This window comes from Streptomyces sp. NRRL B-24572 (genome assembly GCF_002156145.1).
GTDB classification, from domain to species: Bacteria; Actinomycetota; Actinomycetes; order Streptomycetales; family Streptomycetaceae; genus Streptomyces; species Streptomyces vietnamensis.
Map to the genome: position 1 here is coordinate 1 of NZ_MWIG01000481.1, position 8890 is coordinate 8890.

The 8890-nt window shown below is 71.7% G+C and carries 8 protein-coding genes and 3 pseudogenes; 8 read left to right on the forward strand and 3 right to left on the reverse strand.

What is annotated here, in order from left to right; genetic code table 11:
- From CCN56_RS27260 to CCN56_RS27275, 4 genes and pseudogenes are all read left to right on the forward strand, one after another.
- Positions 1-331 (forward strand): annotated as a pseudogene (locus CCN56_RS27260) (sugar ABC transporter substrate-binding protein); the annotation flags it as partial.
- Positions 328-1311, forward strand: a complete 984-nt coding sequence (locus CCN56_RS27265) for a carbohydrate ABC transporter permease (RefSeq protein WP_086830608.1) — start codon at positions 328-330, stop codon at positions 1309-1311. The pseudogene CCN56_RS27260 and the gene CCN56_RS27265, both read left to right, overlap by 4 nt.
- Positions 1308-2240 (forward strand): carbohydrate ABC transporter permease, encoded by a 933-nt coding sequence (locus CCN56_RS27270; RefSeq protein ID WP_086830609.1) that lies wholly within the window; start codon positions 1308-1310, stop codon positions 2238-2240. Before CCN56_RS27265 ends, CCN56_RS27270 begins: the two co-directional genes overlap by 4 nt.
- 29 nt (positions 2241-2269) lie before the next feature.
- Positions 2270-3295: a LacI family DNA-binding transcriptional regulator gene (locus CCN56_RS27275; protein WP_086830610.1), complete on the forward strand. Its 1026-nt coding sequence runs from the start codon at positions 2270-2272 to the stop codon at positions 3293-3295.
- Here the strand turns inward: CCN56_RS27275 and CCN56_RS44965 are convergent.
- A pseudogene (locus CCN56_RS44965) lies at positions 3255-3389 on the reverse strand (lactate utilization protein C); the annotation flags it as partial. The gene CCN56_RS27275 and the pseudogene CCN56_RS44965 sit on opposite strands and share 41 nt — an antisense overlap.
- Before the next feature lie 147 nt (positions 3390-3536).
- Between CCN56_RS44965 and CCN56_RS27280 the strand changes: the two are divergent.
- The 3 genes from CCN56_RS27280 to CCN56_RS27290 all read left to right on the forward strand — a co-directional run bounded on the left by CCN56_RS27280 (position 3537) and on the right by CCN56_RS27290 (position 6752).
- Entirely contained in the window at positions 3537-4859 is a 1323-nt protein-coding gene (locus tag CCN56_RS27280; RefSeq protein WP_086830611.1) for an ammonium transporter, read from the forward strand.
- Complete coding sequence (locus CCN56_RS27285) at positions 4856-5194, forward strand: P-II family nitrogen regulator (RefSeq protein ID WP_041133080.1); 339 nt, start codon at positions 4856-4858, stop codon at positions 5192-5194. Before CCN56_RS27280 ends, CCN56_RS27285 begins: the two co-directional genes overlap by 4 nt.
- 250 nt (positions 5195-5444) lie before the next feature.
- Positions 5445-6752, forward strand: a complete 1308-nt coding sequence (locus CCN56_RS27290) for a chloride channel protein (protein ID WP_086830613.1) — start codon at positions 5445-5447, stop codon at positions 6750-6752.
- Between the two features lie 121 nt (positions 6753-6873).
- Here the strand turns inward: CCN56_RS27290 and CCN56_RS27295 are convergent, their stop codons facing one another.
- Together CCN56_RS27295 and CCN56_RS27300 are read right to left on the reverse strand one after the other, a co-directional pair.
- A complete protein-coding gene (locus tag CCN56_RS27295) occupies positions 6874-7164 on the reverse strand; it encodes an SHOCT domain-containing protein (RefSeq protein WP_086830612.1) in 291 nt (96 codons plus the stop codon).
- A gap of 31 nt (positions 7165-7195) precedes the next feature.
- Positions 7196-7654 (reverse strand): DUF6325 family protein, encoded by a 459-nt coding sequence (locus CCN56_RS27300; protein ID WP_179199997.1) that lies wholly within the window; start codon positions 7652-7654, stop codon positions 7196-7198.
- A 631-nt stretch (positions 7655-8285) separates the two neighbouring features.
- Here CCN56_RS27300 and CCN56_RS27305 point away from each other — a divergent pair.
- Positions 8286-8890, forward strand: a pseudogene (locus tag CCN56_RS27305) (hypothetical protein); the annotation flags it as partial.

Below are 8890 nucleotides of genomic sequence, written 5' to 3' on the forward strand. Positions count from 1 at the left end.
GAACACCGACCCGAAGGCCCTCGCCGCCCTCGTCAAGGAGAGCGGCATCTACCCCGCCGCCACCGCCGCCCAGACCAGCGGCGCCCTCGCGAAGGCCCCCGACTACTTCGCCAACCAGCCCGACTTCTACACCCGCGCCGCCGAGATCGCGAAGACCACCGCGCCGGGCGCCTGGGGCCCCAACGTGAACGTCGCCTACACCTCCTTCAAGGACGAGTTCGGCAAGGCAGCCAAGGCCAAGGCCAAGTCCGGCTTCGCCACCGCCCTCACCGCCATGCGGGACACCACCGTCGCGGACCTGAAGAAGCAGGGCTTCGGAGTCGCCAAGTGACGCAGCCCCGCCAGGGCGCGCGCCGGTCGTACGGGGTCAAGACGGCCCCGTACGCCCTCCCGTCGCCCACCACCACACTCGAACGAGCGCGAAGCGCCCCCTACTTCTTCCTCCTCCCCGCCGCCCTCTTCTTCGCCCTCTTCTTCGCCCTGCCCATCGGCTACGCCGTCTGGCTCAGCTTCCACAAGGTCGAGATCAAGGGCCTCGGCCTCGGCAAGGGAGCCCGGCACGAGGTCTGGGCCGGCCTGGAGAACTACACCTCCGCCCTCACCGACTCCGAATTCCTCCACAGCGCCCTGCGCGTCCTCGGCTACGGCGCGATCGTCGTCCCCGTCATGCTCGGCCTCGCCCTGTTCTTCGCGCTCCTGCTCGACTCCGAGCGCGTCCGCGCCCGCTCCTTCGCCCGCCTCGCGATCTTCCTGCCGTACGCCGTCCCCGGTGTCATCGCGGCGCTCCTCTGGGGCTTCCTCTACCTCCCCGACGTCAGCCCCTTCCTGTACGTCCTCGACGCCCTCGGACTCCCGCAGCCCGACCTCATGGACGGCGGACCGCTCTACCTGGCGATGTCGAACATCGCGGTCTGGGGCGGCACCGGCTTCAACATGATCGTCATCTACACCGCGCTGCGCTCCCTGCCCGCCGAGGTGTACGAGGCGGCCAGGCTCGACGGCTGCTCGGAGCTCCAGACCGCACTCCGCATCAAGATCCCGATGGTGGCGCCCTCGCTGGTGCTCACCTTCTTCTTCTCGATCATCGCCACCCTCCAGGTCTTCAACGAGCCCATGACGCTCAAGCCGCTCACCAACGGCATCCCCTCCACCTGGAGCCCCCTCATGAAGGTCTACAACGACGCCTTCACCGGCGGGAACATCCACGCCGCCTCGGCCACCGCCGTCGTGCTCGCCCTCGCCACCTTCGCGCTCTCCTTCGCCCTCCTCAGGGCCTCCAACCGCCGCACCGCACAAGGAGCAAGCCGATGACCGGCCTCGCCTCCCCTCCGCTCCGCGCCTCCGCCCCGGCCGCCGGCACCACCCCCGGCACCTCCCAGGGACCGCCCGCCGCCTCCGGCGGAAAGACCCGCGGCCGCACCGCCCTGCTCCCCACGGCCGCCCTCGTCCTCGGCGCGCTCTACTGCCTGCTGCCCGTCGCCTGGGTCGTGGTCGCCGCCACCAAAACCGGCCAGGACCTCTTCTCCACCTTCACCTTCCTGCCCGGCGACGGCTTCGCCGACAACCTCACCGACCTGAACGCGTACCGCGAGGGCATCTACTGGCGCTGGATGGGCAACTCCGTCTTCTACGCGGGCCTCGGCGCCGTCCTGTCCACCGTGGTCTCCGCGTTCGCCGGTTACGCCTTCGCCGTCTACCGCTTCCGAGGCCGCGAGGCCTTCTTCAACATGATCCTCACCGGCGTCCTCATGCCGCCGGTCATCCTCGCCATCCCGCAGTACCTGCTCATGGCAGAGGCCGATCTGACGGACACGTACGCCTCCGTGCTGCTGCCGCTGATCCTCTCCCCGTACGGCGTCTACCTCGGCCGCATCTACGCCGAGGCCGCCGTCCCCATGGAACTCGTCGAGGCCGGGCGGATGGACGGCGCCGGCGAGTGGCGGATCTTCCTGCGGATCGCGGTCCCCATGATGTCCCCGGGCCTGGTGACGATCTTCCTCTTCCAGTTCGTCGCCATCTGGAACAACTTCCTGCTGCCGTTCATCATGCTCGGCGACGACGAGAAGTTCCCCATGACCGTCGGCCTGTTCACCCTCCTCAAGCAGGGCGCCAGCCAGCCCTCCCTCTACACCCTCGTCATCACCGGAGCCCTCCTCGCCGTCCTCCCGCTCATCGCCCTGTTCCTGGTCATCCAGCGCTTCTGGAGCCTCGACCTGCTCTCCGGCGCCGTAAAGTCCTGACCACAGGGGATCGAGGGGAAACACACAGCATGAGCACAGCAGCGAGCAGGCGCCGCCCGGCGACCATCCACGACGTGGCCCGCGAGGCCGGGGTCTCGCGCGGCACCGTCTCCCGCGTCCTCAACGGCGGTCACTACGTCAGCCCGACGGCCAAGGCGGCCGTCGACGCCGCGATCCGAAGAACGGGATACGTCGTCAACCGGCACGCCCGCTCACTGATCACCGGCAAGTCCGACTCGGTCGCCTTCCTCCTCACCGAACCCCAGGAGCGCTTCTTCGAGGACCCCAACTTCAACGTCCTCCTCAGGGCCTGTACCCAGGCCCTCGCCGCCCAGGACATCCCGCTCCTCCTGATGATCGCGGGCACCGAGGACGAACGCCGCCGCAACCTCCGCTACATCGAGGCCGGCCACGTCGACGGCGTCCTCCTCGTCTCCAGCCACTCCGGCGACCCCGTGGTGGCCCGGCTGCACGAGGCCGGCGTCCCCGTCGTCGCCTGCGGCAAGCCCCTCGGCCAGACCGCCAAGATCGGCTACGTCGCCGCCGACGACCGGGACGGCGCCCGCGACATGGTGCGCCACCTGTACGCGACCGGCCGGCGCCGGATCGCCACCGTCACCGGACCCCTCGACACCCCCGGCGGCGTCGAGCGCCTCGCCGGCTACCGCGAGACGCTCGCCGAGCACGGCCTGCCCGTCGACGAGACGCTCATCGCCACCGGCGACTACAGCCGCGCCAGCGGCGAGGACGCGGCCCGCGCCCTCCTGGAGCGCGCCCCCGACATCGACGCCGTCTTCGTCGCCTCCGACCTCATGGCGCAGGGCGTCCTCGACGCCCTCGCCCGCGCGGGCAGGAGGGTCCCCGAGGACATCGCCGTCGGCGGCTTCGACGACTCCCCGGCCGCCCTCTCCTCCCGCCCCTCGCTGACCACGATCCGCCAGCCCTGGGACCGGATCAGCGCCGAGATGGTCCGGACGCTCCTCGCGCGGATAGCGGGCGAGGACCCGGTCACGGTCATCCTGCCGACGGAGCTCGTCCGCCGGGAGTCGGCGTAGCGGGGACGCCGGTCACCAGGACGACCTTCGGGGTGCGCGGCCCGTGGACGCCCTCCACCCGGTCGAGTTCGATGTCGCTGCGCATGCCGACGCCGAGAGCGGATCAGCCGGCACGAGCGGGGTGCGGCGTGAGGTTCCGGAAATCCCCGCGTCATGCGAAACACAGCGGAAACGCCTGCGTACGCATCGCGAAACGCACCGCCGCGAGGCTCTCCCCCTACCCAGTAGGAGGAGACCGTTGATGCCCCTCGCCGCCGCACCCCGGCTCGACACCGGTGACACCGCCTGGATGCTCGCCGCCACCGCGCTGGTTCTGCTGATGACTCCGGGCCTGGCTCTGTTCTACGGCGGCATGGTCCGCACGAAGAGCGTCCTCAACATGCTGATGATGAGCTTCGTGTCGATCGCCCTGGTCACGGTGGTCTGGCTGGTCGCCGGCTACTCGCTCGCGTTCGACGACGATGCCTTCGGGGGCCTGATCGGAGGCCTCGGACACATCGGCCTGGCCGGCATCGGTCCCGACACCCTCACCGGCACGGTTCCCACCTTCCTCTTCAGCACCTTCCAGCTGACCTTCGCGATCATCACGGCGGCGCTGATCAGCGGCGCGGTCGCGGACCGTACCAAGTTCGCGGGCTGGCTCGTCTTCGTGCCGGTATGGACGCTCCTCGTATACGTTCCCGTGGCGCACTGGGTGTGGGGCCCCGGCGGCTGGATCTCCCACTCGCTGGGCGCCCTCGACTTCGCGGGCGGACTCGTCGTCGAGATCGCGTCGGGCGCGTCCGGCCTCGCGATGTGCCTGGTACTCGGTCCACGCATCGGCTTCAAGAAGGACGCGATGCGGCCGCACAATCTGCCGATGGTCCTGCTCGGCGCGGGTCTGCTGTGGTTCGGCTGGCTCGGCTTCAACGGCGGCTCGGCGCTCGGCGCGAACGGTCTGGCCGCCGCCTCCCTCCTCAACACCCTCGTCGCCGGGTGCACCGGCCTCCTCGGCTGGCTCTTCGTCGAGCAGCGGCGCGACGGCCACCCGACCACGTTCGGCGCGGCGTCCGGCGCGGTCGCCGGGCTCGTGGCGATCACTCCTGCGTGCGGGGTCGTCGGCATGCCGGGTGCGGCGGCGGTCGGTCTCGCCGCGGGCGTCGTCTGCTCGTACGCGGTCGCCTGGAAGTTCCGCTTCGACTACGACGACTCGCTGGACGTCGTGGGCGTGCACTTCGCCGGAGGTGTCGTCGGCACGCTGCTGATCGGCCTGTTCGCGACCTCGGCGATGACCGGCGGCAAGGAGGGGCTGCTGTACGGTGGCGGGCTCGGCCAGCTCGGCCGGCAGGCCCTCGCCGTGGCGACCGTGGCGGCGTACACCTTCCTCGTCACGTACGGGATCGGCAAGGCCCTCGACCGGGCGATGGGGCTGCGGGCCTCCGCCGAGGAGGAGTTGACGGGACTCGATCAGACGGTGCACGCGGAGACCGCTTACGATCACGGCGTGCTCGGCCACGGCGGCGCGCCGCTGCACGCCGCGTCCCCCGTCACCCCGCTCGTCAAGGACAGGAAGCCCTCCGCATGAAGCTGATCACCGCGATCGTCAAGCCGTTCCGCCTCGACGAGGTGAAGAACGCGCTCCAGGAACTCGGCATCAACGGGCTGACGGTCACCGAGGCCAGCGGCTACGGGCGCCAGCGAGGCCACACCGAGGTGTACCGGGGCGCCGAGTACCGCGTGGACCTCGTCCCCAAGGCCCGGATCGAGGTCGTCGTCGAGGACGCCGACATGGAGCCCGCCATCGACGCCATCGTCCGCGCCGCCCACACGGGCAAGATCGGCGACGGCAAGGTGTGGGCGGTGCCGGTGGAGACGGTGGTGCGCGTCCGCACGGGGCAGCGCGGCCCGGACGCGCTCTGACGCACGGGGCGGTACCGGGTCGCCTTAGTCGGCTCCGCTCAACGGCTGAACCGCGGCGCACGCGCATAACCGCGCCGCCCTCACGGTATATACGCCCCGATATATACCCATAGTGCCATCCTGTGCCCGCCGACCCGGGTGCCTGGCGTGGTGTCGAGCCGTGGAGGGCCCCATCACCGGAACCTCACCCCCGAGCCGCGTGACCGATGCGCAGGGCAGCCAGCCCCAGGAAGCCGACCTGCTGCGGACGATGCTGCGGCGGCCCGAGTACCGCAAGGCTCTGGTGTTCTCCGGGCTGATCGGCGTTCCGGTGGCGCTCGTCGCCTTCTGGTTCCTCGTGGCGCTCCACGAGCTGGAGGGCCTCATCTGGACGGACTGGCCGAAGGACCTGGGCTGGAAGCAGGCTCCCTGGTGGTGGGGGCTCGTGCTGCTGCCGGTGGCCGGACTCGTCGTCGGTCTGGTGGTCGCACGCCTGCCCGGCCGGGGCGGACACATCCCGGCGGGCGGGCTGCACGCGGGCGGGGTCACGAAGCAGGCCCTGCCCGGTGTCGTCCTCGCCGCGATGGCCGGTCTTCCGCTCGGCGCCGTACTGGGCCCCGAGGCGCCGCTGATCGCCCTGGGCGGAGGCCTCGCGCTGTTCTTCGCGGGCCTGGTCCGCGCCCCGCAGACCGAAGCGAGCACGGCGCTGCTCGGCGCGGCCGGGGCGGCGGCGGCCATCTCCGCGCTCTTCGGGAACCCGGTGGTCGGCGCCGTGCTGCTGATGGAGGTGGCCGGGGTGGGCGGACCGCAGCTGTTCGCCGTGATGCTGCCGGCCCTGCTGTCCAGCGGCGTGGGAGCGCTGATCTTCACCGGGTTCGTCCACTGGACGGGCCTGGAGACGGGGAGCCTGGACATCGGGCTGCCCGAGCCGCCGCCGCTCGACGGCGCGGACGTGCTGTGGGTCCTCGTCGTGGCGCCCGCCGTCGCGTTCGTCGTCCACTGGGCCCTCGTGGGCGGCCGGTTCGCGGCCCGTTTCGTGGCGAGCCGGATCGTACGGAACACGGTTCTCTGCGCGACGGGCGCGGCGGTCTGCATCACGCTCTACGCCGTCACCACCGGCCGCTCGCCCGCCGAGGCGGCCCTGTCCGGCGAGGCGACGCTGTCCGAGCTGGCACAGAATCCCCACGCCTGGTCGGTGGGCGCCCTCGTCGCGATCCTCGTCTTCAAAGGCCTCGCGTACGCGCTGTGCCTGGGCAGCCTTCGCGGTGGCCCCGTCTTTCCCGCGCTGTTCCTGGGCGGAGCGACCGGCGCCCTGCTCGCCCCCCTGCCGGGCCTCGGTCTCGTTCCGGCGATGGCGATCGGCATGGCCGCCTCCGTGACCGCGGCGCTGCGGCTGCCCGTGAGCGGCGTGGTCCTGGTCGTGCTCCTGCTGGGCAACGCGGAGACGGTGGCTCTGGTGGTACTGGCCGCCGTCCTGGCCTTCGTCGTCACCGAGCTCCTGCCCCAGGGCCCGCACATCCCCGCCTTCCCCGAACGTCCGAGCGGCCGAACGCGCCGTCCCGCGCCCCGACGGCCATGAGCCGTTCGGGACGAGGGCCGGCGCGGTGGCTCCGGCGGGCCCACGAGCCCGGGGGACGAGAGCGGACGCGCTCCTTCCGGCGGCCGGAAGCCGCAGGGGAGCGGGCAGCTCGCTCCGGGCGTCAGGAGCCGAGGAGCTTGCTCTTCTGGGCCGCGAACTCCGCCTCGGTCAGCACGCCTTGTTCCTTCAGCTCGCCGAGTTCCTTGAGCTGAGCGATCTTGCTGCTCATGTCGTCGGCCGGGGCGGGGGCCGCGGCCGGCGGCGGGGGCGGCGGCGGTGCGTACTGTTGCGCCGGAGCCGGTTCCTGCTGGGCCCAGCGGCCCGCCTGGCGGCGCGAGACCCTGTTGGAGACGGCGGTCGCCGTCCCGGCCACTACCGCGGTGCGCGCCACGCCCCGAAGAAGTCCTGGCATGTCGATCCTCCTTGACTGTCGTCCGTCGGCGTCAGGCGGCGGCGCTGCCGCCCGATTCCTCCATGGCGTCCAGCGAGGCCAGCAGGGCCTGCACGGGGATGCGCCCGCCGGCCACGAGCTGCGCACCACCGCGCCGCAGTTCCCGCGCGAGGGGCGCGGCCCAGAGGTTCTCGTAGATGAGGATGCCTGCCGAGCTGCCCGCCTCCAGGGCCGCCCCCGCCTCGTCGAGGTCGTCCTGACCGAGGAGTCCTGACGAGGAGCCCTCGAACACGGTCAGGTCCAGTTCGCCGTCGGCGTCGATGTCCCGTAGCTCCACGCCGACGACACTGCCGTCGGCGTCCTTCCGGACGAACGAGAGGTCGAGAATGCGGATGATTCCTCTGTCGACCAGATCGAGGAGAAGGGGCAGTCCCTTGCCCGTCATACGGTTGCCGGGAAACTCGATGACCAGGTAGTCCACCGGCCCCATGTCCTCGAATTCATCGCTCATGACCACTCCACACTCAGTTGGGAAGGACTTGACCGACCCCGTCCCGTCCGTGCCGCGTCTCGACGGACGCCCCGGACGCAGTCCTGTCCCCATTGCAGCACCGGCCGGTGCACCTCGCACGTTCACGCCGAGCCCGTGGAGACGACGAGCCCGGCCCGGAGGCGGTCGGGAGGCGTCGACCGCGGCCCACGCACAGGCCGGGGGACCCGGGCCGCGGCAGCAGCGAGCGCCGGGCGCGGCAACCGCGGCGGAGGCGCATGACACTGCTGTCCCGGCCGCGCCACGGCCGCTCGAAGAGCTGGAGCACCGCCGACCGACACGGCGGTCCTGCCCGTACCGATGGTGACCGCGCAGGCTCCCACGACCGAGGCCATGCTGCGTCAGAAGCGAACCGGGCCGCCTCGGCGGCCGTGACCCTCAACAGCGCCTGCCGCACAGCACCACCCCTACCCGGCCACCACCAGGCACCGGGTCCGTCTCATTGAGGAGCCTCCGTCGGCCGCGTAGCACTTGAGGATGACCCGCCGCCCCCACGGAGACGGACTTTCCGACCGATCCGGAACCCGGCACCGCCGACACCGTCTTCACCCTCGCGTCGGCTTGATCGTCGAGCCGACCGGAGGAGGTTCTGATGGCAGGTCAGGTGCGTGAGGCGGGGCGGGCGAAGGCGTCCGCGCCGGAGTATCAGGGAGCGCTCGGGTCGCTGTCGGTGAACGCCTCGCTGCCCGAGGTGCTCGCCCGGGGCATCGAGGAACTCCAGGCGGCGGAACGGGCCGGGGACCTGCGGGAGGTGGCGCGGTGTGGGCTGGCCGTGGCGGAGGCGTGCCGCAGGCTCGGGCGGATCGGGGAAGCCGACCGAGCGTGGAAGGCGAGCTATCGGGCGGCGCGTTCGGCCGGTCACGAGGGGGCGATGGCGTGGGCGCTGTGGAGCGGCGGCACGCTGGCCCGGCAGCGCGGTGCGTTCCGGCTGGCGTACCGGCTCCTGCGGCTCGCGGCCGAGGCGGGCGAGCGGGGCGAGGACGTCGTCGTGCGGGGTTACTCGCTGGCGGGGCTCGCTGAGACCGGGCGCATACAGGGCGACTACGAGGCCGTGGGCCGGCTGCACGAACAGCTCCTCGCCGAGGCCCGCCGCCGCGGCGAGGCCCGGCACACGGTGTGGGCGCTGGAGGGCATCGCGCAGATGCACCGCAACACGGGCTCCTACGACAAGGCCCTGGCCCTGTTCGAGGAGGCGGC

Coding starts and splice junctions, on each gene's coding strand:
- CCN56_RS27300 (WP_179199997.1), bottom strand. CDS start 7,654: ATGAGCGATGAATTCGAGGACATGGGGCCGGTGGACTACCTGGTCATC.
- CCN56_RS27270 (WP_086830609.1), top strand. CDS start 1,308: ATGACCGGCCTCGCCTCCCCTCCGCTCCGCGCCTCCGCCCCGGCCGCC.
- CCN56_RS27280 (WP_086830611.1), top strand. CDS start 3,537: ATGCCCCTCGCCGCCGCACCCCGGCTCGACACCGGTGACACCGCCTGG.
- CCN56_RS27275 (WP_086830610.1), top strand. CDS start 2,270: ATGAGCACAGCAGCGAGCAGGCGCCGCCCGGCGACCATCCACGACGTG.
- CCN56_RS27295 (WP_086830612.1), bottom strand. CDS start 7,164: ATGCCAGGACTTCTTCGGGGCGTGGCGCGCACCGCGGTAGTGGCCGGG.
- CCN56_RS27290 (WP_086830613.1), top strand. CDS start 5,445: ATGCTGCGGCGGCCCGAGTACCGCAAGGCTCTGGTGTTCTCCGGGCTG.
- CCN56_RS27285 (WP_041133080.1), top strand. CDS start 4,856: ATGAAGCTGATCACCGCGATCGTCAAGCCGTTCCGCCTCGACGAGGTG.